The organism is Arthrobacter zhangbolii, from assembly GCF_022869865.1.
Lineage (GTDB): Bacteria > Actinomycetota > Actinomycetes > Actinomycetales > Micrococcaceae > Arthrobacter_B > Arthrobacter_B zhangbolii.
In genome coordinates, this window is the sequence record NZ_CP094984.1 from 960,392 (window position 1) to 984,912 (window position 24,521).

Consider the following 24,521-nt stretch of genomic DNA (forward strand, 5'->3'; position numbering starts at 1 on the left):
AGTATTGTTGTGCGGTTTCGATCCGATCAGCAACGCGACGACGAAAGAGAGCGATGATGACAGACAACTTCAGCCCACGCGACGGAAGCCATGCAGCATCCCCCGGGTCAGGAGCGGGATCTGACTCAACCGCGGCCGCCAAGACGGATGCAGCCAAGCAGCAGGCTGGTGACCTCGCCCAGCATGCCAAAGGGAACGCCGGGCAGGTGGCAGAAACAGCCAAAACCGAAGCTGCCGGCGTCGCATCCGAAGTGAAAAGCAACGCCAGGGACCTCTTCACCCAGGCACGTTCCGACCTCACCGAGCAGGCGGGCGCACAGCAGCAAAAGGTGGCCGAAGGCCTGCGGTCCGTCGCCGACGAGCTGCAGTCCATGGCCCAGTCCGGCCAGTCCGGTGTGGCCGCCGATCTGGTAGGGGAAGCAGCCAGCCGTGCCTCGTCGGTCGCCGGTTGGCTTGACGGACGGGATCCGGGATCGCTGCTGGATGAGGTCAAGGGTTTTGCCCGGCAGCGGCCAATGGCCTTCCTCGCCATCGCGGCCGGTGCGGGTTTCCTCGCGGGACGCCTGAACAAGAGCCTGAGCGCCGGAGTTCCGGCACAAGGTGTGTCCGGCGGTTCCACCGGCCAGCATGCAGCCCCGCCGGTGCCCCCGGCCCCGCCGATACAGCCGCCCCAGCCCCGGGTAGCTGAAACCGAGGCGGAAGGGCCGGGTACCTCACCGGACGCTGCCGGGGTCGATGATCCCTTCGGTTCCGAGCCGGTACGCAGTGCCGGTTCCGGCCCGGCTTCGGCACAGACCCTGCCGCCCACTCCGTCCACCGGAGTTCCGGCAGCTGATCCCTACAGCGGCGGTCGGCACTCATGAGTACCGAAATGCCTCCCACACCTGCGCAGGCCAAACCTCCCACACCTGCGCAGGCCAAAGCGGAGTCCACGTCGCTGGGAGACCTTCTCGGCCAGGTAACGCAGGACATGACCACGCTGATGCGCCAGGAAGTTGAACTGGCGAAGGTGGAGATGAAGCAGTCGGCAACCCGCGCCGGAAAAGGTGCCGGTATGTTTGGCGGTGCCGCCGTCGCCGGTTACTTCGTCCTCCTCTTCCTGTCCGTTGCCCTGTGGTACGGCCTCGGCACCACCGCGATCGGCTTCGGCTGGTCCGCCGTGATCGTAGCCGTCATCTGGGCCATCATCGCCGCAGTCCTGGCGGCGCGCGGACGTACGGAGATGAAGAAGATCAAGGGCCTGCCGCAGACCTCGGAAACCCTGCAGGAATTCCCCCGGACCATGAAACCAAGCGAGGAAACACGATGAGTGAAAACCCTGATGAGATTCGCGCCGACATCGAGCGGACCCGCCAACGGCTGGGCACGAACGTGGATGCCGTGGCGGACAAAGTAACCCCCTCCCACATTGTCCAGCGACAGACAAACAAGGTGAAGGACAAGGTATTCGGAGTGAAGGACAAGGTGATGGGTGTGGCAGATTCCATGGGCAACAGTGCCTCAAATGCCGGCGGCAGTGTGTCGGAAGGTATGTCCGCTGCCGGTTCAGCTGTGCAGGATGCCCCGGGACAGCTGGTGGGCAAGGCACAGGGCAATCCCATGGCAGCGGGCCTGATCGCGTTCGGCGCCGGACTGCTCGCCGCCTCCCTGATCCCCGCCAGTGAGAAGGAACGCGTCGCGGCTGACAACCTTAAGACCGCTGCCAAGCCGATGACCGATGAGCTGGCAGGGGCTGCTAAGGAAATGGCCCAGGGGCTCAAGGAGCCGGCTCAGGAAGCGATGGAGAACGTCAAGGCTACTGCTGCCGACGCCGCGAAGAATGTGAAGTCCGAGGGGCAGAGCGCTGTGACCGAGGTGAAGGATTCCGCCACCGAGGCACAGCAAAACGTTCGGAACGCCTAAACAACCGCACAACGACGGCGGCCCCGCACCGGAAAAGGTGCGGGGCCGCCGTCGTTGTGCGTTTTTCAGCGCGGTACAGCTGCTTCGTCGTTGCGGTAAAGCACACCCATCTGGGCGCGGGCGGCATCAAAGATGCGCATGGTGCGCAGCGAATCGGCCCAGGTCATGGTGGGGCTTTCGAGCAGGCCCGCCTGAATGCAGCGGGTCACCTCACGCAGTTCGTAGGTGTAGCCGTTGCCAACCTGCGGGAACCGTTCCGTCCGCGTCTCACCCATATGCGGGGTAATCGTCAGTTCCACCGGGTTGTGCAGCGGGGACCCGGTGTGCAGCCAGCCCTTGGTGCCGGAGATGACCGCCGTCCGCGGGCACGAGGACACCAGCGAGGATGTCAGCTGAGCCATGCCGCCGGAGGCATAACCCAGGGTCAGGGCGTTCTGCACATCCACGCCATCCGCATTGACCGCGCCGATGGCGTGGACCGTCTCCGGGTATCCCAGGGCTCCGAGCGCAAAGGTCAGCGGGTAGACGGTGAGATCCAGCAGGGCTCCGCCGCCTGCAGCGGGATCCCAGAGCCGGTGCGACGGGTCATAGGCGGCAGGGAAGCCCAGATCGGCCTGGACCCATTGGATGTCACCCAGTTCACCGGACGCCACCAGCTCCCAGATGCGGTTGATGCAGGGCAGGAACCGTGTCCACACCGCCTCCATCAGGAACACGTTGCGGGAGCGTGCCAGCTCGATCAGGTCCTCGGCTTCCCTGGCATTGATGGTCAGGGATTTTTCGCACAGGACGTGCTTGCCGGCTTCCAGCGCCCGCCGGGTGATCTCATAGTGCTGGGCGTGCGGGGATGCGACATAAACAATGTCCACGTCCGGATCAGCAAACAGCTGGTCGTAGCCCTTGCCCTCCGAGGAGTCGGAGTAGCTGGTGGCGAAGCCAAACCGCCGGGCAAAATCCTCGGCGCTGGCCTGGCCGCGTGAACTCACTGCCTGCAGGACGGCATCTTCAAGCCGGGCGATGTCCTCGGTGACCCGTTCGGCAATATTGCCGGTGGCGACTACGCCCCAGCGAAGGGTTCGGCCGGTGGCCTGGACCGGGCTGGGGGCCCCGGGCTGCACACAGGGAGGGGTGGGAATGTGTTGAACAGCGGTCATTGTCCTCGTCTTCCGCGTCGTTGCAGGGAGTGTCCCTACTCTATGGTGGGCAGCGGCCCGAGCCTAGGGGGCGGCGCCAGTCCCAAAGGAACGGCCCGGGTCCCCGTCAGGGTCCCGGGCCGTTCCGCCCCGGAGGGCGGTAGTGCTACTTCAGGTAATGCTTATTTACTTGACCAGCTCGGAAAGCGTCGGATCGTTGGCGTAGGCTTCGCCGGCGTTGGCCTTGGTAACGATGACCGGCTCCAGCAGGTAAGCCGGAACAACCTTGGTGCCGTTGTCGTAGCTCTCGTCGTCGTTGATCTCAACATCCTCACCGGCGGCCAGGTTCTTGACCATCTCGATGCTGTGGTTCACCAGGTTTCGGGTGTCCTTGTTGATGGTGGAGTACTGCTTGCCTTCCATGATCAGCTTCACGGACTCAACCTCGGAGTCCTGGCCGGTGATGACGGGCAGCGGCTTGCCGGCCGCTTCAACGGAGGTCAGGACCGCGCGGGCCAGGGTGTCGTTGGGGGAGAGGACGCCGTCCAGTTCCACCGAGGCGTAGTTGGCGGAGAGCAGCGTGTCCGCACGCTTCTGGGCGTTCTCGGCCTTCCAGCCCTGGGTGACAGCCTGGTTGAATTCCGTCTGGCCGGAAACAACCTTGAGGTTTCCTGCTTCGATCTCCGGCTTCAGCACGTCCATGGCGCCGTCGAAGAAGACCTGGGCATTGGCGTCATCGGGGGATCCGGCGAACAGCTCAATGTTGTAGGGGCCCTCGGGCTTCTTTTCCTTCAATCCGTCCAGCAGCGCCTGGCCCTGCAGCTGTCCGACCTTGAAGTTGTCGTAGGCCACGTAGTAGTCCACGTTCTCGGTGTTGGTCAGCAGGCGGTCATAGGCGATGACGGTAATGCCGGCATCCTTGGCTTCCTGCAGCTGGGAGCCGAGCTGGCTGCCGTCGATGGCGCCGACAATCAGGACCTCGACGCCGTTGGTGATCATGGAGCTGATCTGGTTCTGCTGTTCGGAGACGCCGCCGTTGGCGAACTGGACCTGGCCTTCGAAGCCGGCTTCCTTGAGGCCGTCGTTGAACAGGGATTCGGCGAGGACCCAGTTTTCGGAGGTCTTCTGCGGCAGGGCAACGCCGATGGCGGCACCCTCACCGAAACCGGATTCGGATTCGGATGCTGCTTCTTCGGAGCGGCCGCAGGCGGACAGCGACAATGCTGCCACCGTTGCGACAACGGCGAAGGACTTTGCGAATTTACGCATGGTGTTCTCTTTCTTGATAGCGGTGCTGTGAGTAATGCCAGTCAGTGGAAAGGATTAGGCGTCGGTGGAGATGACGGTTTTGGTGCCCGTGGGCATTTCGGGGGTGGCATCCACGGCTGCGGGAGCCGGCGCCGGCTTGTTCCCACCGAAGTTGCGCATCAGGAGCCCGGTAACGGAGGGCCGCCCCTGGGTCTTGTTGTAGACATCCAGGGCAACGGCGAGCAGCAGGACCAGGCCCTTGATCATGGAGGTGGTATCCGCGCCGACGCCCAGCAGCTGCAGGCCGTTGTTCAGCACGGCCATCACCAGTCCGCCGACGATGGAGCCGACAACGGTGCCGACGCCGCCGGAGACTGCGGCGCCGCCGATGAAGACAGCGGCAATGGCGTCCAGCTCCCAGTTGGTTCCGTCAAACGGACCGGAGGCGGTGGAACGGGCCACGAAGATCATGCCGGCCAGGGCGGCGAGGATGGACATGTTCATCATGACCATGAAGTTCACCTTCTTGCCCTGCACACCGGAGAGTTCCGCTGCGTGCCGGTTGCCGCCCACGGCGTAGACGTGGCGGCCCAGGATGGTCTTGTTGGAGACGAAACCGTAGAACAGCACCAGTGCACCGAGGATGATGCCCGAGATGGGGAACGAGGTGCCGGGACGGCCGGTGGCGAAGAGGTACGTTGCGTAGAGGATAACGGCACAGAGAAGGCCGATCTTCACCATGGGGACCCAGGCCGGCGGGTTGACGGTGCCCAGCTTGGCATTGCGGCCGCGCTTGCGCATTTCACCGTAGATGACGGCGGCACACAGGATCAGGCCGAGGAGCAGCGTGAGGTTGTTGTAGCCCGGGATGGGCCCGCCCTCGGGCAGGTAGCCGGCACCGATGAACTGGAATTCGGAGGGGACCGGCACGGTGTTGGACTTGCCGACCCACTGGTTGGCTCCGCGGAAGATCAGCATGCCCGCCAGCGTCACGATGAACGCCGGTATGCCGACGTAGGCCACCCAGAAGCCCTGCCAGGCGCCGATTGCGGCACCGACCAGCAGGCCCAGGATGATGCCGGCGTACCAGGGCAGCCCCCAGTCACGCATGGCCATGGCCACGACGATGCCGGAGAACGCGGCCACCGAACCGACGGAGAGATCGATGTGCCCGGCGATGATCACAAAGACCATGCCCACGGCCAGGATGAGGATGTAGGAGTTTCCGTTGAACAGGTTGATCATGTTCGTGGACGTGAGGGTCTTGCCCCCGGTCAGTACCTGGAAAAGGACGACCAGGATGCCCAGGGCGAAGATCATCCCGAACTGGCGGCCGTTGCCGCTCAGGAGCTGCTTGAAGGCGTTCATGAAAGGGTTCCTTGAGTGGCGTAGGTTTTCTTGGTGGGGGAGGTCATGAGCCTCATGAGGTTCTCCTGGCTGGCTTCCGCCTTGGAGACCTCGCCGGTGATGGCCCCTTCAAAAATGGTGTAGATGCGGTCCGAGAGGCCCAGCAGTTCGGGCAGCTCCGAGGAGATCACGATGACTCCCTTGCCCTGGTTGGCAAGCTGCTGGATGATCCCGTAGATCTCATACTTGGCACCCACGTCAATGCCGCGGGTGGGCTCGTCGAGGATCAGCAGATCCGGGTCGGTGAACATCCACTTGGCCAGCACAACCTTCTGCTGGTTGCCGCCGGAAAGCTTGGCGACGCCTTCATCCACCGTCGGGGCCTTGGTGCGCAGGTTCCTGCGGTATTCCTCGGCGTGGCGGAACTCGGCGTCGTCATCCACCACCAGGCCGTGGGTGATCCTTTTCAGGTCCGCCGAGACAGTGGTGGCCTTGATGTCATCGAGCAGGTTCAGGCCGAGTGTCTTACGGTCCTCGGTGACGTAGGCCAGGCCGTGGCTGATGGCGGAGTGCACGCTCTTGAGCGTGATTTCCTTGCCGTCCTTGATGATCTGGCCGGAGATGAAGTTTCCGTAGGAGCGGCCGAAAATGGAGCGTGCCAGTTCGGTGCGGCCGGCACCCATCAGCCCTGCGAAGCCCACAATTTCGCCGCGGCGGACGTGGAAGTCCGAGCCCTTGCAGACCAGACGGTCCGCCACGGACGGGTGCCCCACGGTCCAGCCGCGGACCTCGAAGAAGGTTTCCCCGATATTGGGGGTGTGGTCCGGGAACCGGGATTCCAGGGAACGCCCCACCATGCCTCGGATGATCCGGTCCTCGTTCGCCCCTTCAACGGCGACGTCGATGGTTTCCACCGATTTGCCGTCGCGGATGATGGTGATGGAGTCGGAGATCTGCTCGATTTCGTTGAGCTTGTGCGAAATCATGATGCAGGAGATGCCCTTGTCCCGCAGGCCGGACATCAGGCCCAGCAGGTGCTGGGAATCGGTTTCATTCAGTGCGGCAGTCGGCTCGTCCAGGATGAGCAGCTGAACCTTTTTGCTCAGCGCCTTGGCGATTTCCACCAGCTGCTGCTTGCCTACGCCGAGTTCCTTGACGGGAGTGGCGGGGTCTTCGCTAAGGCCCACGCGTTCCATCAGGTCCAGGGTTTCGAAGTTGATCCGGTCCCAGTTGATGACTCCGAAACGGGTGGGTTCGTTGCCCAGGAAGATGTTCTCGGCAATGGAGAGCTCCGGGATGAGGGCAAGTTCCTGGTGGATGATGACGATGCCGGCAGCCTCGCTGGAGCGGATGTCGCGGAACTGGACGGGACGGCCCTGGAAGGAGATCTCGCCGGTGTACGTGCCGTAGGGGTAAACCCCGGAGAGGACCTTCATCAGGGTGGATTTGCCGGCGCCGTTTTCGCCGCAGATAGCGTGGATTTCGCCGGCGCGGACCTTCAGTGAGACGTCGGACAAGGCTTTAACGCCGGGAAACTCCTTGGTGATGGAGTCCATTTCCAGAATGAATGGATTAGCCGACATGCAGGGTGTCCCTGCTGCCGGGGCAGGGCGCGCAGTATGCGTGTTCTGCCGGAGCTGCTGCTGCTGCTCGCATGAGTGCCTCCGTGTGACCTCTTTGTCGTGAGATGACCCACATGTGGGTCGATAAGGCAGTTAACATGGTCATAGGCACTGTCGTCAAGTCTTGAACGCAATACCGCGTATTTCCGGGGGTCAGCGGACCGGGGCGCCCTGTTCCTGCAGCACCAGGGCGGCTGCACCGAGGGCTTCCGCACGCTCCCCGAGCGAGGACATCATGACGGTGGAGGTCTCATCCACCATGGGCACGGCGTGGCGCAGCAGGCCGCGCCGGATCGGCTCCAGGAAGGTGTCACCGAGGTCCGCAAGGGACCCGCCCACAACGATTAGTTCGGGATTGAGCGTATTGGCGAGGTTGGCCGCGGCCCGCCCGACTGCCATGCCGGCGTCGTCGATGACCCGCAGGGTTGCCGGGTCCCTGGCGGCGGCGCGGGCGAGGATGTCTGCGGTCCCCACGGGTTCCTGGCTGCTGCGGCTGAGCAGCTCGGTCATGATGGCGGTGGAGGCGATGGTTTCCAGGCAGCCGCGGTTGCCGCAGCGGCAGATAAGGCCCTGGTCGGAGATGGTGGCATGGCCGATTTCCCCGGTAATGCCCACGTTGCCGTAGTAGAGCGAACCGTTGATGATCAGCCCGGCGCCGATGCCGGTGGCCACCTTGATGAAGATCAGGTTCTCGGTGCCGCCGTGCGGACCCCAGGTCACCTCGGCCAGGGCGCCGAGGTTGGCGTCATTGTCGATGAAGACGGGGACGCGCAGCCGTTCGGCCAGGTCCTGCCGCATGTTGATGCCCACCCATTCGGGCAGGATGGCGCCCTGCACCACGGTTCCGGTACGCCGGTCGATGGGTCCGGGAATGCCGACGCCGGCGCCCAGTAGGGCGCTGCGGTCCACGCCCTGGCGTTCCAGCAGCTCCTCCAGCAGTTCCGTTGCCGCGTCCATGCCTTCAGAGGCGCAGTGGCCCAGCGGAAGCCGGAGGGATTTCTCCTGCAGGATCCGGTAACTGAGCGAGGCCAGCACCACGCGGACGTGGCTCCGGCCGATGTCGATGCCTGCGGCCACCGCGCCGGTGTCGTTGAGCCGGACGGAGAGGGCGCGGCGTCCGGAGCTGGTGGTGGGCTCGGTGCTCACCAGCCGGTTCTGGTGCATCAGCTTCACAATGTTGGACACGGTGGCGTTGGAGAGTCCCGTCTGGCGGGAAAGCTCGGCCTGGGTCTGCGGTCCGGAAGCAACCAGTGCCTCGATGATGCGCTGGCGGTTGCGGGCACGCAGGGCACTCTGGGAACCGGGCTTGGCGGTGACCGGTTCCGGAGTCAGGGGGTTCCTCGACGGTGAGGATAGGTCGGCTGGCATTAGTTCAGAGTGCTACATCACATCAGTTGGCGTCAAGAAGTGAACGCAATGACGGTGTCCGGCACTTGCGTCCCTGCCTCCGGGGCTACCGTTCAGCCCGCTGCCGGCGGCTGTGCGGCCGCGACGGCACTGCGGTGTTCGGCGGCAGTCTGCCGGTAGTTCTCGGCGTTGGCCCGGACACCGGCAAACTCTTCGTCGGAGAGCGGGCGGCGCACCTTGGCCGGGACGCCGGCCACCAGGGAACGCGGAGGCACCACGGTTCCCTCAAGCACCAGGGCGCCGGCCGCCACGAGCGATCCCGCGCCGATGACGGCGCCGTTCATAACGGTGGCGCTCATTCCGATCAGGCAGTCATCCTCCACTGTGCAGCCGTGGACTACGGCATTGTGGCCCACACTGACGCGTTCCCCGACCGATGTAGGGAAGCCGGGATCAGCGTGCAGCACCACGTTGTCCTGCAGGTTGGTGCCCGCTCCCACTGTGATGCTGTTGGAATCGCCGCGAACGCACACGCCGTAAAAGGCGCTGGAATCCGGCGCCATGGTGACATCGCCAATCAGTGACGCCGTGGGGGCGAGGAAAACGGTGGGATCAACGGAGGGGGACTTGCCCCGGAACTCAATAATGTGTGCCATGGCACACAGCCTAGCCGGGGTGGACGGCGTCTTAGTTGAAGACGATGGTCCGCATGCCGTCCAGCAGGACGCGGTGTTCGGCGTGCCACTGCACGGCTTTGGACAGCGCCCGCCCTTCAACGTCGCTGCCCAGGGCAGCGAGCTGGGCGGCGGAACGGGCATGGTCCACCCGGATCACTTCCTGCTCAATGATCGGACCCTCATCCAGGTCCGAGGTGACGTAGTGGGCAGTGGCGCCGATGAGCTTCACGCCGCGGGCATGCGCCTGGTGGTAGGGCCGGGCGCCCTTGAACGAGGGCAGGAAGGAGTGGTGGATGTTGATTGCCCGGCCGGAGAGGTCGGCACAGAGCTCGTTGCTCAGGATCTGCATGTAGCGGGCCAGGACCACCAGCTCAATGTCCAGTTCGGCCATCAGGGCACGCAGGCGGTCCTCGGCCTGCTGCTTGGTCTCCGGTGTTACGGGAATGTGGTGGAAGGGCACACCGTAAAACTCTGCCAGCGGCTCAAGGTCGCGGTGGTTGGAGACAATGGCGGGGATTTCCACCGGCAGGGTGCCGGCCCGCTGCTGGAACAGCAGGTCATTGAGGCAGTGCCCGGATTTGGACGCCATAATCAGGGTGCGGACCCGCTGGCCGGCACGGTGCAGCTGCCAGGACATGGAGAAGCCGCCGGCAACGGCGGACAGCTCGCTGTGCACCTGCTCATAGGAACGGGGCGAGGTGAATTCCACCCGCATAAAGAAGGACCCGGTCTCCGGGCTGCCGTACTGCGCCGACTCGGTGATGTTGCCTTCCGCTGCCACGAGCGAGGCGCTCACTGCATGCACAATTCCCGGCCGGTCAGGGCAGGAAAGGGTGAGTGTGTAGGCGCCTGTACGTGCGCCTGCGGGCAGGGGAGGAATCAATTCGGTCACCCTAGCTAGGTTACCGGTTTTGCCGCCTTGGCTTAGGGTTGGGCTCATGGATGTGACGTTCCTGCCGCTTTCGGACAAGGATGAGGAAGAACTTGTCCGGTTCCTCACCACCAACAGTTTTCCCTACCACCGGATCAAGGCGCCTTCCGAAGGCCTGGTCCGGAGGCTGCTGATGGAAGGGCGCTTCGTTGGGGATGCCGTGCGCACCTACTGGGTGATCGGAGACAACCACCGGCTGGGCCTGGTCATCCTGGAGGAACTGGATACCCCCACGCCCATGCTGGACCTGAGGCTGGTGGAACGGTTCCGGGGGCGCGGAAACGCGGTGCCCGTGCTGCAGGCACTGACGGAAAAAGTCTTCGGCGACTATCCCCGCATCCACCGATTTGCCGGCCGTACCCGCGAGGACAACGTGGCCATGCGCAAAACACTGCTGCGCTCGGGCTTCCTGAAGGAGGCACACTACCGGGAGGACTGGCCGCTCGAGGACGGCCGTCGGGTGGCCACCGTGGTCTATGCCATCCTGCGCCGGGACTGGGAGCGCGGAACGGTTACCCGCTTTGAGTGGGAAGAGCTGGAACAGCCGCGGTAGGGCTGCCTTCCGCTTCCAGCAGCCGCACTGCAGCCAGCGCTGCGGAACGGCCGGCCCGGGTGGCACCCAGTGTGGAGGAGGATTCCCCGTAGCCCACCAGGAACAGCCGGGGCTCACGCGCCACCCGGACGCCGTCCATCCGGATTCCTCCGCCGGGTTCACGCAGCCGCAGCGGGGCCAGATGCTCCAGTGCGGCACGGAACCCGGTGGCCCACAGGATCACGTCCGCTTTCTCCTCCGAGCCGTCCACGAAGCGGACCGTGTCCGTGCCCAGGCTCTCCAGGGGGCCGCGGGAGACCAGGATGCCGGCGGCAATGCCGTCCTGATACTGCTGCGTCAGCGGCAGTCCGGTGGCAGCAACCACGCTCAGCGGCGGCAGCCCGGCACGGGTGCGGGCACTGACCCGGGCCTCGACGGCCCGGCCCCACTCGGCATCGAACGGCCGCCGGGTAAACTCCGGCGGGCGCCGGGTGGACCACAGGGTCTGCGCCCCGGCCCGGTGCAGCTGCAGCAGGAACTGTACGGCGGAGGTGCCGCCGCCCACCACCACAACGCGCCGGCCGGCAAACTCCGCGGCGCTGCGGAAGTCATGGGTATGCAGCTGCCGGCCGCGGAAAATATCCCGTCCCGGGTAATAGGGCCAGTAGGGGCGGTCCCAGGTGCCGGTGGCATTGATAACCGCCCGGGCGTCCCAGCTCCGGCCGCCGTCGGACGCGGAAGCCACGGCCAGCCGGCCGCCGCCGCCGTCGGACACGGAAGCCACCGCCACCGGACGCACGACGTCGAACCCGAACTCCCGTTCATACTGCCCGTAATACCGGGTCACCACGGAGGAAGCAGGCTCTGCCGGATCCGGGGTGCCCAGCGGCATACCGGGGAGGTCATGCAGGGCGTGGGCGGCCCCGAACGTCAGCGAATCCCACCGGTGCCGCCAGGCACCGCCAGGTCCGGGATTGGCATCCAGCACCACAAATCCGGGACCGGGTTCCAGGCCGCGGCGGCGCAGGTGGTACGCCGCGCTCAGGCCTGCCTGCCCGGCGCCGATCACCACCACCTCCGTCTGCACGGATACCCCTTTCATTGCCATGCCTCAGATAACTTCCACGGCTCCGACCCTATTCCGGCAGGTTCGCCCCGGCAGGAACGTGGTCGGTTTGTTTCGGTCACACAGCGGGGCAGCGGCGGCCGGGAGGTTAGGATGGGGGTGTCGCGACTGGCGTCGGGTGGGTCACCACCAGGAAGCGGCACGGGTGCCTGTTGTGGTGCCTTCGACCACGGATCGCACGCCTGGGCCGCGGGTCACGCAAGACTGTCTGTACCCGGAGTGTGTCCTTAGCCCGGGTGGCGGCAGGTAGCCTGACCTATAGAGACCCCGTTCCCAGGAGATCCACGTGAGAGTATCCACCCAGCCCGTCACCAACGCGCCCCTGTCGGATGTCGATCCCGAAATTGCGGCCGTTCTGAACGATGAGCTGTCCCGCCAGCGCAGCACCTTGGAAATGATCGCCTCGGAGAACTTTGCGCCGCGGGCGGTCCTGGAAACCCAGGGATCGGTGCTGACCAACAAATATGCCGAGGGTTATCCCGGACGCCGGTACTACGGCGGATGCGAGCATGTGGACGTAGCGGAAAACCTGGCCATCGAGCGGGTGAAGGCCCTGTACGGTGCGGAGTTCGCCAACGTCCAGCCGCACTCCGGTGCCTCCGCGAATGCCGCGGCGCTCGCCGCCCTGCTCCAGCCGGGGGAGAAGCTGATGGGGCTGAACCTTGCCCACGGCGGCCATCTCACCCACGGCATGAAGCTGAACTTCTCCGGCAAGCTCTACGACGTCGCCGCTTACGGTGTGGATGAGCAGAGCTACCGGGTGGACATGGACAAGGTCCGCGAGCAGGCGCTCGCCGAACGTCCGCAGGTCATCGTCGCCGGCTGGTCCGCCTACCCCCGGCAGCTGGACTTCGAGGCTTTCCGTTCCATAGCTGATGAGGTGGGTGCCTACCTCTGGACGGACATGGCGCACTTCGCCGGACTGGTCGCAGCGGGACTCCATCCGAACCCGGTGCCGGCCTCCGACGTGGTTACCTCCACGGTGCACAAGACCCTGGCCGGGCCCCGCTCGGGCATGATCCTCGCGAAGCAGGAGTATGCCAAGAAGCTGAACTCCGCCGTTTTCCCGGGCCAGCAGGGCGGGCCGTTGATGCACGTTATTGCCGCGAAGGCAGTGGCCTTCAAGATCGCCGGGTCGGAGGAATTCCGGGAACGGCAGGAACGTGTGCTTGAAGGCGCCAGAATCATTGCGGACCGGCTCAACGCACCCGATGTGGCCGAACACGGCGTATCGGTCCTGACCGGCGGCACCGACGTCCACCTGATTCTGGTGGACCTGCGGAACTCGGCACTGGACGGGAAACAGGCCGAAGACCTGCTGCACTCCGTCGGCATTACGGTCAACCGCAATTCAGTGCCCTTTGATCCCCGACCGCCCATGGTCACCTCCGGCCTGCGGATCGGCACCCCGGCGCTGGCAACCCGCGGCTTCGGCAGCACCGAATTCACCGAGGTTGCCGAAATCATTGCGGCCGCACTGAAGCCGGCCCCCGACGTCGACGCGCTGCGCGCCCGCGTGGCGGCGCTGGCGGAAAACTTCCCCCTCTACCCCGGACAGGAGCAGTGGTAACCGTGGAGAAAGGAACCAACATGGAGGGCAGTGTTGCCAAGACACCCGTCGCCGAAACACCCGCCGAAACCCCCGAGGAAACAGGCGTGAACCTGGGCTGGGATGTGAAGGAGAAAACGGAATTCGGCACCCCGGTAGCCGCCCGGATCCTGGACGGCCGGGCCGCTGCCCGCGATATTAAGGACGAGCTCAGCGAACGGGTCCGGCTGCTGAAGGATGAACACGGCATCACCCCCGGGCTGGGCACCGTCCTGGTGGGGGATGACCCGGCCAGCCACTCCTACGTGGGCGGCAAGCACAAGGACTGCAAGCAGGTGGGCATTAACTCCATCCGCCGCGACCTGCCCGGCGACATCAGCCAGGCGGATCTGGAAAAGGTTATCGACGAGCTGAACGAGGACCCGGCCACCACCGGGTACATAGTCCAGCTTCCGCTGCCGGCCCACATAGATACCAACGCCATCCTCGAACGGATTGCGCCGGAGAAGGACGCCGACGGGCTGCACCCGGTGAACCTGGGCCGCCTGGTGCTGAACGTCAGCGAACCCATGACCTCCCCGCTGCCCTGCACCCCGCACGGGATTGTGCAGCTGCTGGTGCGCAACGGCATTGCCCTGACCGGCAAGAAGGTGCTGGTGGTGGGCCGCGGCGTCACCGTCGGCCGCCCGCTGGGGCTGCTGCTGACCCGCCGGCCGATCAACGCCACCGTCACCTTGGCGCACACCGGGACCGTGGACCTCTTTGAACATCTGCGCTCCGCCGACGTTGTGGTGGCTGCTGCCGGCTTCCCCGAGATGATCAAGGCCGAGGACCTCAAGCCGGGCGCGATTGTCCTGGACGTGGGCGTCACCCGCGTCACGGATCCGGAGACCGGCAAGACCACGCTTACCGGAGACGTGGATCCCGCGGCCGCCGACGTCGCCTCCTGGATCTCGCCCAACCCCGGCGGTGTGGGTCCGATGACCCGCGCCATGCTGCTGGCCAACGTTGTGGAAGCGGCCGAGCGGAAGGCCGGAATCCTGGCCTAGGGAAGTTTCCGTAGGGATGTGTGACGGGCCGGTGCGTGCAGAGGCGCGCCGGCCCGCACTGCGTCCACTATGCTGTCTGAGTGTCGCAGATCACAGCAAGCAAAAAAGCCCCTGAAACCCGCTCCGACTACGTTATTTCCGCCCGGGACCTGACCAAGTCCTACGGCAGCTTCACAGCCGTTAACGGCATCTCCTTTGATGTACCCCCGGGGGAGTCCTTCGGACTGCTCGGCCCCAACGGTGCGGGCAAGTCCACCACCATGAAGATGATCGGCGGCGTCTCCCAGCGGACCTCCGGTGAGCTGAGCATCATGGGCCTGGACCCCAACACGTACGGACCCGAGGTGCGGGCCCACCTGGGCGTGGTCCCGCAGCAGGACAACCTCGATGAAGACCTGCGGGTACGGGACAACCTGCTGGCCTATGGGCGGTATTTCGGCCTGCCCAAAAGCTATCTCCAGCCCAAGGCGGACGAACTGCTGGAATTCGCGCAGCTCACCGATAAGGCCAAGGCCCGCGTGGACTCCCTCTCCGGCGGCATGAAGCGGCGCCTGACCATCGCGCGGTCCCTGATCAATGACCCGAAGATCCTGCTGCTGGACGAACCCACCACCGGCCTGGACCCGCAGGCACGCCACATCCTCTGGGACCGGCTCTTCCGGCTCAAGGAAGCAGGCGTGACCCTGATCCTCACCACCCACTACATGGACGAGGCAGAGCAGCTCTGTGACCGCCTGATTGTGGTGGACAAAGGCACCATCATGGCCGAAGGGTCCCCGGCGGCCCTGATCCGCGAGCACTCCACCCGCGAAGTGGTGGAGCTGAGATTCGGTTCGGAGCGGAACACCACCGTTGGCGCGGAGCTGGAGGGCATCGGTGAGCGGCTGGAAACGCTGCCGGACCGCGTGCTGATTTACGCCAACGACGGCGAGGCTGCCCTGGAGGCCGTGACCGGACGGGGACTGCGTCCCATCACCTCGCTGGTACGCCGTTCCTCCCTGGAAGACGTATTCCTGCGCCTGACCGGGAGGAGCCTCGTTGACTAAGCTGCCAACCCGGGACGCCCGGCATGAGGTGCTGGGGCTGCGATCACCGCTGACCCCGCTGCAGACGGCCGCCAAGGCGAGGCGTTTCGGAGCCTTCTACTACGCCGAAATGTGGATCCGCCGGATGCGCGGCTACCAGTGGACCGTGCTGATGACGGCGGTGGGGACCCCCGCGGTCTACCTGCTGGGCATGGGCACCGGGCTGGCTGTCCTTATCGACGGCAATTCGAACGCAGGTTTCCCCGGTGCCGACGGATCCACGGTGTCCTACCTGGTGTTCCTGGGCCCTGCCCTGGTGGCCACAGCGGCCCTGATGATCTCCAGTGAGGAAAACACCTATACCGTCATGGGCGGGTTCAAATGGCACCGGACCTACTACGGTCCCAATGCCAGCCCCCTCGCCAGCGGGCAGATTGCCATGGGCCATGTCCTGGGCCTGACCGTCCGCATCCTTTTCACCACGGTGATTTACTACCTGTTCCTGCTGCTCTTCGGCGCGGTGGTACAGCCGGCCACCGGCTGGCTTATGATCTTCACCGCCCTGCTGGCGGGCCTGGCTTTCGGCATGCCGCTGCTGGCGTTCAGCGCCACGCTGAAGGAGGACAAGGGGCAGTTCGCCATGGTCCAGCGGTTTATCGTTATGCCGCTGTTTTTGTTCTCGGGAACCTTCTTTCCGCTGGAGTCCCTGCCGCTGGGCGTTCGCTGGATCGGCTGGATTTCCCCGCTCTGGCATTCCACCGAGCTGGGCAGGCTGCTCAGCTACGGGCATCCCGAACCGCCGGCCCTGACGGTGCTGCATCTGGCCTACCTGCTGGCTCTCACCGCCGTCGGCCTGCTGCTTGCCCGCCGCAACTTCACGAGGAGGCTGGCCGGATGAGTGCGCACGCTGAAAACAGAACAGCGCCCACCACACTGGTGCCCAAGGACCGGTTCCTCGGATCCCTGTACGGACGGAACATCCGGGCAGTGATCGCCCGCGGACTGAAAGCCACCTGGGGCACCAACTGGTCCATCATGGTCAGCGGATTCGTGGAACCGGTGCTCTATCTGGTGGCCATGGGCATAGGCCTGGGTGCGCTGGTGGGCACGGTGGCCGGCCCGGGCGGACAGGAAATGAATTACGCGAACTTCATCGCGCCGGCCCTGCTGGCTGTGTCAGCGATGAACGGAGCCGTCTATGACTCCACCATGAACGTGTTCTTCAAACTCAATTACGCCCGCCTGTATGAGGGCATGCTGTCCACCCCGCTGGGGCCGCTGGATGTTGCCATGGGGGAGATCTTCCTGGCCCTGCTGCGCGGTGCCATGTATGCCACCGGCTTCACCGCAGTGATGGGAGCCATGGGGCTGATCACCTCGCCCTGGGCACTGCTGATGATCCCGGCAGCCGTAGTGATCGCTTTTGGCTTTGCCTCCTTCGGGATGGCCATCACCAGCTACATGAAGACGTTCCAGCAGTTGGACTGGGTGAACATGATCATGCTCCCCATGTTCCTGCTCTCAGCAACCTTCTATCCGCTCAGTGTTTATCCCGAGGCGGTGCAGTCAGTGATCCAGGCGCTGCCGCTATGGCACGGGGTGGAACTGCTGCGCCAGATCAGCGTAGGCATCTTTACCTGGGGAACGGCGGGGCATCTGCTCTACTTCGTTGTGATGATTGCCGTAGGCCTGACGATGACCACCAACCGGCTGAAAGCGCTGTTCCTGAAGTAGGAGCCGGCCCGGGCCGGGCATGCGGCACTGTTCGCGTGCCTAGCCTTCGGCCTGCTCGTACCTGCGGCGGAAAACACCGGCCAGCCGGTCATTGAACAGGACGAACTCCGCCCGTTCCAGGCTGCCCGGCCGGTGGGCGGCCACTTCCGCCAGAGCCACTTCAGCGACCGTCTCCGGGTTCCAGCCGTACACGCCGGCGCTGACGGCGGGGAACGCGATGCTGCGTGCCCCCAGTTCCTCGGCGGCTGTCAGCGCTGTCCGAAAACAGGAGCGCAGCAGCTCCGGGTCGGTCTCGCCCGCGGTCGCGTTGGGGCCCACGGTATGCACCACCCAGCGGGCCGGCAGGTCAAACCCCTCCGTTGCGACTGACTGTCCCGTGGGCAGCCCGTCCGGCAGCGTGGTGGCGCGCAGTTTCCGGCAGGCGGCCAGCAGGCCCGGCCCCGCCGCCCGGTGAATGGCGCCGTCCACGCCGCCGCCGCCCAGCAGGGAGGAATTGGCGGCATTCACAATAACGTCGGTGTCGCGTTCGGTGATGTCTCCGGTGAGAATCTCAATCTGCATCGGCCCAGTGTGCCACCGCTCCGCGGCGGGCACCACCGGCCCCGGACTCCCCTAGGGGCGCGGAAAGCATGCCCGGCGGTCACCCTGAGCGAAACCGGAACCGGACCCCTGCGGAAGTTTGAGAGAATGAAACCATGCAGTCGATCCGAAACGGCAAGACGCCGTCGCCTTCGTCCACGCCCGGCCGCGGTGTCAGCCGCAAGATGGGCAACATCGGCATCACCGTGATGCTCATCGTGTTCCTCGTGGCGGTGGTTTTTGCCGCCAACCAGAATGACGTTATTGGCTGGCTTGTAGTCATCGTCTCCCTTGGCTGGCTGTGCCTGGCCACCTTTGTTGTTTTCTCCGTCCGCGGGGCCGCACGCAAGGCCACTGCGAAGCTGGCGGACGCCACCGCAGGGCTTCGCCCCGCAGGCGCACCCGGGGTCTCCGTGGTGGATGAGGGCACCATTGTCCGGGATCGGAAACTGGACCACAGCTTCAAGATCATCCAGGTCCAGTCCAAGGTGATTCGCGAGAACTTGGACACAGACCGCGAGATGGTGGACCGTGCACTCGAGACCATCGAGATTACCGCGCACAACGCGCGTGGCATGATCAAGAAGGAGGATGGCGGGCCCGTCGAGGGCACCGTCGTCGATTAGCAAAAACGCAGCGTTCCCGGCGCCGCCAGTTTCCACGGCGGCAGGCCGGAGACGCTGTTCGGGGTGAGCAGCTACTGAGGAGTATGGTTATTCGCGTGAGTTCGGCATCAGAGGAAACAGCGTCAGCAGAGACTACGGACAGCTCCGGAAAAACGCTGCGCATTGCGTCAGTGAACGTCAACGGAATCCGTGCAGCCTACAAGCGCGGCATGGCCGAGTGGCTGGCCGAGCGTGACGTGGACATCCTCTGCCTCCAGGAAGTCCGTGCACCCGACGCCATCCTGCGCGGACTGCTGGGGGACACCTGGCACATCGAGCACGCCGAATGCGTCGAAGCCAAGGGTCGGGCCGGGGTAGCCATTGCCTCCCGGATGCCCCCCACGGCTGTGCGTGAGCACATCGGCGACGAGTACTTCGCGCTCTCCGGACGCTGGGTGGAAGCGGATTACAAGGTCACCGTGGACGGTGCCGAAAAGATCCTGACCGTGGTCAGCGCGTACGTCCACTCCGGCGAGGTGGACACCCCCAAGCAGGTGGACAAGTACCGCTTCCTGGACACCATGAGTGCCCGGCTGCCCGCCCTGGCGCAGGAAAGTGACTATGTACTGGTTGTGGGTGACCTGAACGTGGGACACACCCCGCTGGACATCAAGAACTGGAAGGGCAACGTCAAGCGTGCCGGCTTCCTGCCCGAGGAACGCGCCTACTTCGACCGTTTCTTTGGCGAGGAAATCGGGTACACCGACGTGCACCGCAAGCTGGCGGGCGACGTCAACGGCCCCTACACCTGGTGGTCCTGGCGCGGCCAGGCGTTCGACAATGACTCCGGCTGGCGCATTGATTACCACATGGCCACCCCGGAGTTGGCTGCCCGTGCCGCAAACGCCGTCGTGGACCGTGCGCCCACTTACGACTCCCGCTTCTCAGACCACGCTCCGCTAGTGATCGACTACCACTTCTAAGGTTTTCTCCATGACTTCGAACTCCTCCACCGGCCGCGCGCGCATTCTTTCCGGGATGCAGCCCTCCGCCGACTCGCTCCATCTGGGCAACTACCTCGGTGCCCTGGTGAACTGGGTGCGGCTCCAGGACGAGTACGACGCCTACTTCTTCATCCCCGACCTTCACGCGATCACCGTCCCGCAGGACCCGGCGGACCTGCGCCAGCGCACCAGGGTCACCGCCGCGCAGTACATAGCCGGCGGCGTCGACGTCGAGAAGGCCACCCTCTTTGTCCAGTCCCAGGTGCCCGAGCACGCGCAGCTCGCCTGGGTGCTCAACTGCCTCACCGGGTTCGGCGAAGCCTCCCGGATGACTCAGTTCAAGGACAAGCAGCAGCGTTTCGGCGCCGATTCGGCCAGTGTGGGGCTGTTCACCTACCCCATCCTGCAGGTGGCGGACATCCTGCTGTACCAGCCGCAGGGCGTCCCGGTGGGGGAGGACCAGCGCCAGCACGTGGAGCTGAGCCGGGACCTGGCCAAGCGCTTCAACACCCGCTTCGGCGAAACCTTCACGGTCCCGGAGGTCTTCATCCAAAAACAGGCCGCGAAGATTTATGACCTGCAGAACCCCGCGGCAAAGATGTCCAAGTCGGCAGCCTCGCCAGCCGGCCTGATCAACCTGCTCGACGAGGACAAAGTCATCGCCAAGCGGATCAAATCCGCGGTGACTGATGACGGCAGCGAGATCCGGTTCGACCGGGACACGAAGCCGGGCATCTCGAACCTGCTGTCCATCTACTCCCTGATCAGCGGACGCAGTGTGGAAACACTGGAAAAGGAGTACGAAGGCAAAATGTACGGACACCTCAAGGTGGACCTTGCGGACGTAGTCACCGAACATATCCGCCCCATCCGCGAGCGGGCGCTGCACCTGCTGGACGATCCCGCGGAGCTGGACCGGCTGCTGGCGGTCGGGGCCCGGAAGGCCCGCGAAACCGCATCAGTCACCCTGGCGGACGTATACGAGAAAGTCGGCTTCCTGCCCCTGGGCAGCGCCACGGTCTAGTGCCATGAGAATCTCTGAATCCCTCGACCAGATCCACGCCGCCGGTGTCCCCGACGACAGCAGGACGGTGGAGTGCGCTGCCCGCTGCGTGGGCATCGTTATTGCGGTTCCCGAGCCCATGGCCAGTGAGCTCCGGGCCGCCCGGGCGTCCTTCGGGGATCCCATGGCGGCAGTGATTCCTGCCCACATCACCCTTGTGACCACCACCGAGACCAGCGACTGGGATGCCACCGTGGACCATGTGCGGGAGGTGGCTGCGGCACAGGAGCCGTTCCGGGTCACTCTGCAGGGAAGCGCCTCGTTCCGCCCCGTGTCTCCGGTGGTGTACGTGAACGTGGACCAGGGCTTCGATGAGTGCATTGCCCTGCACAAGGAACTCCAGAGCGGCCCGCTGGCCCGCGATCTGGTCTTTCCCTTCCATCCCCATGTCACAGTGGCACACGATGTCAGCGAACAGAGCATGGATGAGGCCGTCAGGCGTCTGGATGACTACCAGGCATCCTTCACAGTGGACTGCGTTGGCCTCTATGAACACGACGCCACCGGGCTGTGGAAGCTGCACGAGCACGTGCAGCTCGGCACAGGGGCCTAAACCGCCACGCCCGCCTGCGGCCTCTGGCAGTGCCAGGCAGCGCCGAGCGCGTCTAGGGCTCGTCCAGATCCAGGTACGTACCTGCCCACGCGGCGATGATGGCAGCTGCGCGGGAGGTCTGGGACCGCTCCACCATCAGATGGTCGCTGCCCTCCAGGGAAATGAAGTTGCGCGGATGCCGGGCCGTGGAGAAGATCTCGCTCGCGTTATCGATCCCCACCGTGTTGTCGGTGGGGGAGTGCATCACCATCAGGGGCAGATGCAGGTCCCGGATGTCCCCGGTGAGGTCATGGCTGCGCAGATCCTCGATCAGGTGCCGGCGGATTTCGAGTTCCCCGCCGCCCAGGTCCACCCGCGCCGATCCCTGTTCGGCAATCAGGTCCAGTTCGGACTCGAACAGGTGCACCACGTGGGAGGGCCTGAACGGGGCCGCGATGGTGGCTACTGCCCGCAGCCCGGAAATCTCCGACGCGGCGGCCAGAACGGCGGCTCCGCCCAGGGAATGCCCCACCAGCAGGGAAACCGGACGCCCGGATTCGGCCATAAAGGCTGCTGCATGCTGCAGGTCGGCGACCTTGGTGCTGAAGCTGCCGTCCTCCCAGTTGCCGGTGGAGCTGCCCAGTCCGGCAGCGTCATAGCGCAGCACACCGATGCCGTGACCGGCCAGCGCCTTCGAAATTCGGGACGCGGCAGCACTGTTCTTCCCCAGGGTGAAACCGTGGCTGAACAGTGCCCAGGCGCCGGTTCCGCCGTCGGGAATGTCGAGGGTGCCGGCCAGGGTGGTGCCGTTGACACCGGGGAAGGAGACGGATTCAAACGTAGGCATGCCCTCAACTCTATCCAGTACGCAAAAGGCGCCGGTCCGCGGAAAACCGCGGACCGGCGCCTTTTGCGTTGATGCAGGTTACAGCGAGCGGGCCAGGATGGCCTGCTTGACCTCGGAAATGGCCTTGGTGACCTGGATGCCGCGGGGGCATGCTTCCGAGCAGTTGAAGGTCGTGCGGCAGCGCCAGACGCCTTCCTTGTCGTTCAGGATCTCCAGGCGCATGTCGCCGGCGTCGTCACGGGAGTCGAAGATGAAGCGGTGCGCGTTCACAATCGCTGCCGGGCCGAAGTACTGACCGTCGGTCCAGAACACCGGGCAGGAGGAGGTGCACGCGGCGCAGAGGATGCACTTGGTGGTGTCATCGAAGCGCTCACGGTCCTCGGCGGACTGCAGGCGTTCCTTGGTGGGCTCGTGGCCCTTGGTGACCAGGAACGGCATGATCTCGCGGTAGGACTGGAAGAAGGGTTCCATGTCCACGATCAGGTCCTTCTCCACCGGCAGGCCCTTGATGGGCTCAACGAGGATGGGCTTGGACGTGTCCAGGTCCTTCAGCAGCGTCTTGCAGGCCAGGCGGTTACGGCCGTTGATGCGCATGGCATCGGAGCCGCAGACACCGTGGGCGCAGGAGCGGCGGAACGAAACCGAACCGTCGTGCTCCCACTTGACCTTGTGCAGGGCGTCCAGCACACGGTCGGTGCCGTACATGGTCAGCTTCCACTCATCCCAGTAGGCTTCGTCGGAAACCTCGGGGTTGTAGCGGCGGACCTTGAGCGTGATCTCGAACGAGGGGATGTCCCCGCCCACAGATTCCGGGAGCTCGATCTTGGAGGCGGGCTCCGCGATTTCCGTTGTCATTAGTACTTCCTCACCATCGGCTCGTAGCGCGTGAAGATGACCGGCTTGGTGTCCAGTCGAATGCCGGCGGTGTGCTCGGCGTTCTCTGCTTCATCAACCTTGTACGCCATCGAATGCTTCATGAAATTCTCGTCGTCACGCTCGGGGAAGTCCTCGCGGAAGTGTCCGCCGCGGGATTCCTCGCGGTGGAGGGCTGCCACCGTCATGACCTTTGCCAGTTCCAACAGGAAGCCCAGTTCCACGGCTTCGAGCAGGTCCAGGTTGAAGCGCTTGCCCTTGTCCTGGACGCTGATCTTCTTGTACCGCTCTTCGAGCGAGGCAATGTCGGTCAGCACCTGGTTGAGCGTATCCGCAGTGCGGAACACCTGCATGTTGGCATCCATGGTGTTCTGCAGATCCCGGCGAATCTCGGCGACCCGTTCGGTGCCTTCGGAGTTGCGGACCACGTCCAGCAGCTCGATCGTGGCTGCTTCCGGGTTTTCCGGCAGATCCACGAAGTCAGCGGTCAGTGCGTACTCTGCGGCGTGGATGCCCGCACGCCTGCCGAACACGTTGATGTCCAGCAGCGAGTTGGTACCCAGGCGGTTGGAGCCGTGAACCGAAACGCAGGCAACTTCGCCGGCTGCGTAGAGGCCCGGGATCACCGTGTCGTTGTCCTGCAGGACCTCGGCCTTGATGTTGGTCGGGATGCCGCCCATGGCGTAGTGCGCCGTGGGGAAGACCGGCACCGGCTCGGTGTAGGGCTCCACACCAAGGTAGGTGCGTGCAAACTCGGTGATGTCCGGGAGCTTGGCATCAATGTGTGCCGGTTCCAGGTGCGTCAGGTCGAGCAGGACGTAATCCTTGTTCGGGCCGCAGCCGCGGCCTTCACGGACTTCGTTGGCCATGGAACGGGCAACAATGTCACGCGGGGCGAGGTCCTTGATGGTGGGGGCGTAACGCTCCATGAAGCGCTCACCCTCCGAGTTGCGCAGGATCGCGCCTTCTCCGCGGGCTGCTTCGGAAAGCAGGATGCCCAGTCCGGCAAGGCCGGTCGGATGGAACTGGAAGAACTCCATGTCTTCCAGGGGGATGCCGCGGCGGAAGGCGATGCCCATGCCGTCACCGGTCAGGGTGTGGGCGTTGGACGTGGTCTTGAAGACCTTGCCGGCACCGCCGGAGGCGAAGATGACGGACTTGGCCTGGAAGACGTGCAGTTCACCGGTTGCCAGGTCGTAGGAAACGACGCCGGCCACCCGCTTCTGCCCGAAGGTGTCCTCCACCGTCAGCAGGTCGAGCACGTAGAACTCGTTGTAGAACTCCACGTTGTGCTTGACGCAGTTTTGGTAGAGGGTCTGGAGGATCATGTGGCCGGTGCGGTCCGCGGCGTAGCAGGCGCGGCGTACCGGTGCCTTGCCATGGTCCCGGGTGTGCCCGCCGAACCGTCGCTGGTCAATGCGGCCTTCGGGCGTGCGGTTGAAGGGCAGGCCCATCTTTTCCAGGTCCAGCACGGCGTCAATGGCTTCTTTAGCCATGACCTCTGCTGCATCCTGGTCCACCAGGTAGTCACCGCCCTTGACGGTGTCGAAGGTGTGCCATTCCCAGTTGTCTTCTTCGACATTGGCCAGTGCCGCACACATGCCGCCCTGCGCCGCACCCGTGTGGGAGCGGGTGGGGTACAGCTTGGTCAGTACCGCCGTCCGTGCGCGCTGACCGGATTCGATGGCGGCACGCATACCGGCGCCGCCGGCGCCGACAATGACGACGTCGTACTTATGGACCTGCATACCAGATGCTCTTTCTGTTGAAACTACTAAAAACTCAGGGACTTACCG

At 64.7% G+C, this 24,521-nt stretch carries 25 protein-coding genes; 13 read left to right on the top strand and 12 right to left on the bottom strand.

From position 1 onward, the window contains the following. The first annotated feature begins 56 nt into the window (after window positions 1-56). From MUK71_RS04530 to MUK71_RS04540, 3 genes are read left to right on the top strand one after another with little or no spacing between them, the layout of a single operon-like run. Window positions 57-863, top strand: coding sequence for a hypothetical protein (locus MUK71_RS04530; RefSeq protein WP_227928863.1), 807 nt, complete (start codon window positions 57-59; stop codon window positions 861-863). Beyond that, entirely contained in the window at window positions 860-1,309 is a 450-nt protein-coding gene (locus tag MUK71_RS04535; protein WP_423724612.1) for a phage holin family protein, read from the top strand. The genes MUK71_RS04530 and MUK71_RS04535 overlap by 4 nt, the downstream gene beginning before the upstream one ends. Beyond that, window positions 1,306-1,902, top strand: a complete 597-nt coding sequence (locus tag MUK71_RS04540) for a DUF3618 domain-containing protein (protein ID WP_227928865.1) — start codon at window positions 1,306-1,308, stop codon at window positions 1,900-1,902. Before MUK71_RS04535 ends, MUK71_RS04540 begins: the two co-directional genes overlap by 4 nt. Before the next feature lie 65 nt (window positions 1,903-1,967). Here MUK71_RS04540 and MUK71_RS04545 read toward each other — a convergent pair whose 3' ends face one another. The 7 genes from MUK71_RS04545 to purU form a co-directional block, all read right to left on the bottom strand. Continuing rightward, window positions 1,968-3,056, bottom strand: coding sequence for a Gfo/Idh/MocA family protein (locus MUK71_RS04545; RefSeq protein ID WP_244802827.1), 1,089 nt, complete (start codon window positions 3,054-3,056; stop codon window positions 1,968-1,970). 165 nt (window positions 3,057-3,221) lie between these two features. Further along, a complete protein-coding gene (locus MUK71_RS04550; RefSeq protein WP_227904160.1) occupies window positions 3,222-4,304 on the bottom strand; it encodes a substrate-binding domain-containing protein in 1,083 nt (360 codons plus the stop codon). Window positions 4,305-4,358: 54 nt separating this feature from the next. After that, window positions 4,359-5,651 carry a multiple monosaccharide ABC transporter permease gene (gene mmsB, locus MUK71_RS04555; RefSeq protein ID WP_227928867.1) on the bottom strand — a complete coding sequence of 431 codons (1,293 nt, stop codon included), beginning with the start codon at window positions 5,649-5,651 and terminating at the stop codon, window positions 4,359-4,361. Then, window positions 5,648-7,213, bottom strand: coding sequence for a multiple monosaccharide ABC transporter ATP-binding protein (gene mmsA, locus MUK71_RS04560; RefSeq protein ID WP_227904162.1), 1,566 nt, complete (start codon window positions 7,211-7,213; stop codon window positions 5,648-5,650). The genes mmsB and mmsA overlap by 4 nt, the downstream gene beginning before the upstream one ends. A gap of 192 nt (window positions 7,214-7,405) precedes the next feature. Further along, window positions 7,406-8,620 carry an ROK family transcriptional regulator gene (locus MUK71_RS04565; protein WP_227928868.1) on the bottom strand — a complete coding sequence of 405 codons (1,215 nt, stop codon included), beginning with the start codon at window positions 8,618-8,620 and terminating at the stop codon, window positions 7,406-7,408. Window positions 8,621-8,712: 92 nt separating this feature from the next. Next, complete coding sequence (locus MUK71_RS04570; RefSeq protein WP_227904164.1) at window positions 8,713-9,255, bottom strand: gamma carbonic anhydrase family protein; 543 nt, start codon at window positions 9,253-9,255, stop codon at window positions 8,713-8,715. A 31-nt stretch (window positions 9,256-9,286) separates the two neighbouring features. Further along, a complete protein-coding gene (purU, locus tag MUK71_RS04575) occupies window positions 9,287-10,168 on the bottom strand; it encodes a formyltetrahydrofolate deformylase (RefSeq protein WP_227928869.1) in 882 nt (293 codons plus the stop codon). Window positions 10,169-10,214: 46 nt separating this feature from the next. On the opposite strand from purU, the gene MUK71_RS04580 reads away from it, so the two are divergent. After that, window positions 10,215-10,760: a GNAT family N-acetyltransferase gene (locus tag MUK71_RS04580; protein ID WP_227904166.1), complete on the top strand. Its 546-nt coding sequence runs from the start codon at window positions 10,215-10,217 to the stop codon at window positions 10,758-10,760. Here the strand turns inward: MUK71_RS04580 and MUK71_RS04585 are convergent. Next, window positions 10,720-11,841: an FAD-dependent oxidoreductase gene (locus MUK71_RS04585; RefSeq protein ID WP_423724613.1), complete on the bottom strand. Its 1,122-nt coding sequence runs from the start codon at window positions 11,839-11,841 to the stop codon at window positions 10,720-10,722. The two genes, MUK71_RS04580 and MUK71_RS04585, sit on opposite strands and share 41 nt — an antisense overlap. 310 nt (window positions 11,842-12,151) lie before the next feature. Between MUK71_RS04585 and glyA the strand changes: the two genes are divergently transcribed. The 5 genes from glyA (at window position 12,152) to MUK71_RS04610 (ending at window position 17,222) form a co-directional block, all read left to right on the top strand. Then, on the top strand, window positions 12,152-13,435 hold the full coding sequence (glyA, locus tag MUK71_RS04590) for a serine hydroxymethyltransferase (RefSeq protein WP_423723761.1): 1,284 nt from the start codon (window positions 12,152-12,154) through the stop codon (window positions 13,433-13,435). Window positions 13,436-13,455: 20 nt separating this feature from the next. Beyond that, window positions 13,456-14,463 carry a bifunctional methylenetetrahydrofolate dehydrogenase/methenyltetrahydrofolate cyclohydrolase gene (locus MUK71_RS04595; protein ID WP_227904168.1) on the top strand — a complete coding sequence of 336 codons (1,008 nt, stop codon included), beginning with the start codon at window positions 13,456-13,458 and terminating at the stop codon, window positions 14,461-14,463. 80 nt (window positions 14,464-14,543) lie between these two features. Continuing rightward, window positions 14,544-15,509 (top strand): ABC transporter ATP-binding protein, encoded by a 966-nt coding sequence (locus MUK71_RS04600; RefSeq protein ID WP_227904169.1) that lies wholly within the window; start codon window positions 14,544-14,546, stop codon window positions 15,507-15,509. Further along, window positions 15,502-16,386 carry an ABC transporter permease gene (locus MUK71_RS04605; protein ID WP_341482035.1) on the top strand — a complete coding sequence of 295 codons (885 nt, stop codon included), beginning with the start codon at window positions 15,502-15,504 and terminating at the stop codon, window positions 16,384-16,386. The genes MUK71_RS04600 and MUK71_RS04605 overlap by 8 nt, the downstream gene beginning before the upstream one ends. Then, on the top strand, window positions 16,383-17,222 hold the full coding sequence (locus MUK71_RS04610) for an ABC transporter permease (RefSeq protein ID WP_227904170.1): 840 nt from the start codon (window positions 16,383-16,385) through the stop codon (window positions 17,220-17,222). Before MUK71_RS04605 ends, MUK71_RS04610 begins: the two co-directional genes overlap by 4 nt. 39 nt (window positions 17,223-17,261) lie before the next feature. Here MUK71_RS04610 and MUK71_RS04615 read toward each other — a convergent pair whose 3' ends face one another. Continuing rightward, a complete protein-coding gene (locus MUK71_RS04615) occupies window positions 17,262-17,783 on the bottom strand; it encodes an O-acetyl-ADP-ribose deacetylase (protein ID WP_227928871.1) in 522 nt (173 codons plus the stop codon). A gap of 134 nt (window positions 17,784-17,917) precedes the next feature. Between MUK71_RS04615 and MUK71_RS04620 the strand changes: the two genes are divergently transcribed. The 4 genes from MUK71_RS04620 (at window position 17,918) to MUK71_RS04635 (ending at window position 21,026) form a co-directional block, all read left to right on the top strand. Further along, window positions 17,918-18,427, top strand: a complete 510-nt coding sequence (locus MUK71_RS04620) for a hypothetical protein (RefSeq protein WP_227904172.1) — start codon at window positions 17,918-17,920, stop codon at window positions 18,425-18,427. 95 nt (window positions 18,428-18,522) lie between these two features. Then, the gene (locus tag MUK71_RS04625) at window positions 18,523-19,389 is read left to right on the top strand and encodes an exodeoxyribonuclease III (RefSeq protein WP_423724614.1); all 867 of its coding nucleotides are present in this window, start codon (window positions 18,523-18,525) and stop codon (window positions 19,387-19,389) included. Window positions 19,390-19,399: 10 nt separating this feature from the next. Continuing rightward, entirely contained in the window at window positions 19,400-20,434 is a 1,035-nt protein-coding gene (trpS, locus tag MUK71_RS04630; RefSeq protein ID WP_227928873.1) for a tryptophan--tRNA ligase, read from the top strand. 4 nt (window positions 20,435-20,438) lie between these two features. Then, on the top strand, window positions 20,439-21,026 hold the full coding sequence (locus MUK71_RS04635; protein WP_341482036.1) for a 2'-5' RNA ligase family protein: 588 nt from the start codon (window positions 20,439-20,441) through the stop codon (window positions 21,024-21,026). Between the two features lie 52 nt (window positions 21,027-21,078). Here MUK71_RS04635 and MUK71_RS04640 read toward each other — a convergent pair whose 3' ends face one another. From MUK71_RS04640 to sdhA, 3 genes are all read right to left on the bottom strand, one after another. Then, entirely contained in the window at window positions 21,079-21,852 is a 774-nt protein-coding gene (locus MUK71_RS04640; protein ID WP_227904174.1) for an alpha/beta hydrolase family protein, read from the bottom strand. Window positions 21,853-21,930: 78 nt separating this feature from the next. Continuing rightward, the gene (locus tag MUK71_RS04645; RefSeq protein WP_227904175.1) at window positions 21,931-22,707 is read right to left on the bottom strand and encodes a succinate dehydrogenase iron-sulfur subunit; all 777 of its coding nucleotides are present in this window, start codon (window positions 22,705-22,707) and stop codon (window positions 21,931-21,933) included. Then, the gene (sdhA, locus tag MUK71_RS04650) at window positions 22,707-24,473 is read right to left on the bottom strand and encodes a succinate dehydrogenase flavoprotein subunit (protein WP_227928874.1); all 1,767 of its coding nucleotides are present in this window, start codon (window positions 24,471-24,473) and stop codon (window positions 22,707-22,709) included. Before sdhA ends, MUK71_RS04645 begins: the two co-directional genes overlap by 1 nt. Between the last annotated feature and the right edge of the window lie 48 nt (window positions 24,474-24,521).

What these genes read in the sequence shown, in the direction of transcription:
- MUK71_RS04610 (WP_227904170.1), top strand. Translation starts at nt 16,383, where the DNA reads ATGAGTGCGCACGCTGAAAACAGAACAGCGCCCACCACACTGGTGCCC.
- trpS (WP_227928873.1), top strand. Translation starts at nt 19,400, where the DNA reads ATGACTTCGAACTCCTCCACCGGCCGCGCGCGCATTCTTTCCGGGATG.
- MUK71_RS04585 (WP_423724613.1), bottom strand. Translation starts at nt 11,841, where the DNA reads ATGAAAGGGGTATCCGTGCAGACGGAGGTGGTGGTGATCGGCGCCGGG.
- MUK71_RS04635 (WP_341482036.1), top strand. Translation starts at nt 20,439, where the DNA reads ATGAGAATCTCTGAATCCCTCGACCAGATCCACGCCGCCGGTGTCCCC.
- sdhA (WP_227928874.1), bottom strand. Translation starts at nt 24,473, where the DNA reads ATGCAGGTCCATAAGTACGACGTCGTCATTGTCGGCGCCGGCGGCGCC.
- MUK71_RS04645 (WP_227904175.1), bottom strand. Translation starts at nt 22,707, where the DNA reads ATGACAACGGAAATCGCGGAGCCCGCCTCCAAGATCGAGCTCCCGGAA.
- MUK71_RS04530 (WP_227928863.1), top strand. Translation starts at nt 57, where the DNA reads ATGACAGACAACTTCAGCCCACGCGACGGAAGCCATGCAGCATCCCCC.
- MUK71_RS04565 (WP_227928868.1), bottom strand. Translation starts at nt 8,620, where the DNA reads ATGCCAGCCGACCTATCCTCACCGTCGAGGAACCCCCTGACTCCGGAA.
- MUK71_RS04535 (WP_423724612.1), top strand. Translation starts at nt 860, where the DNA reads ATGAGTACCGAAATGCCTCCCACACCTGCGCAGGCCAAACCTCCCACA.
- MUK71_RS04540 (WP_227928865.1), top strand. Translation starts at nt 1,306, where the DNA reads ATGAGTGAAAACCCTGATGAGATTCGCGCCGACATCGAGCGGACCCGC.
- MUK71_RS04570 (WP_227904164.1), bottom strand. Translation starts at nt 9,255, where the DNA reads ATGGCACACATTATTGAGTTCCGGGGCAAGTCCCCCTCCGTTGATCCC.
- MUK71_RS04580 (WP_227904166.1), top strand. Translation starts at nt 10,215, where the DNA reads ATGGATGTGACGTTCCTGCCGCTTTCGGACAAGGATGAGGAAGAACTT.
- mmsB (WP_227928867.1), bottom strand. Translation starts at nt 5,651, where the DNA reads ATGAACGCCTTCAAGCAGCTCCTGAGCGGCAACGGCCGCCAGTTCGGG.
- MUK71_RS04545 (WP_244802827.1), bottom strand. Translation starts at nt 3,056, where the DNA reads ATGACCGCTGTTCAACACATTCCCACCCCTCCCTGTGTGCAGCCCGGG.
- MUK71_RS04550 (WP_227904160.1), bottom strand. Translation starts at nt 4,304, where the DNA reads ATGCGTAAATTCGCAAAGTCCTTCGCCGTTGTCGCAACGGTGGCAGCA.
- MUK71_RS04595 (WP_227904168.1), top strand. Translation starts at nt 13,456, where the DNA reads ATGGAGGGCAGTGTTGCCAAGACACCCGTCGCCGAAACACCCGCCGAA.
- MUK71_RS04615 (WP_227928871.1), bottom strand. Translation starts at nt 17,783, where the DNA reads ATGCAGATTGAGATTCTCACCGGAGACATCACCGAACGCGACACCGAC.
- MUK71_RS04620 (WP_227904172.1), top strand. Translation starts at nt 17,918, where the DNA reads ATGCAGTCGATCCGAAACGGCAAGACGCCGTCGCCTTCGTCCACGCCC.
- mmsA (WP_227904162.1), bottom strand. Translation starts at nt 7,213, where the DNA reads ATGTCGGCTAATCCATTCATTCTGGAAATGGACTCCATCACCAAGGAG.
- MUK71_RS04640 (WP_227904174.1), bottom strand. Translation starts at nt 21,852, where the DNA reads ATGCCTACGTTTGAATCCGTCTCCTTCCCCGGTGTCAACGGCACCACC.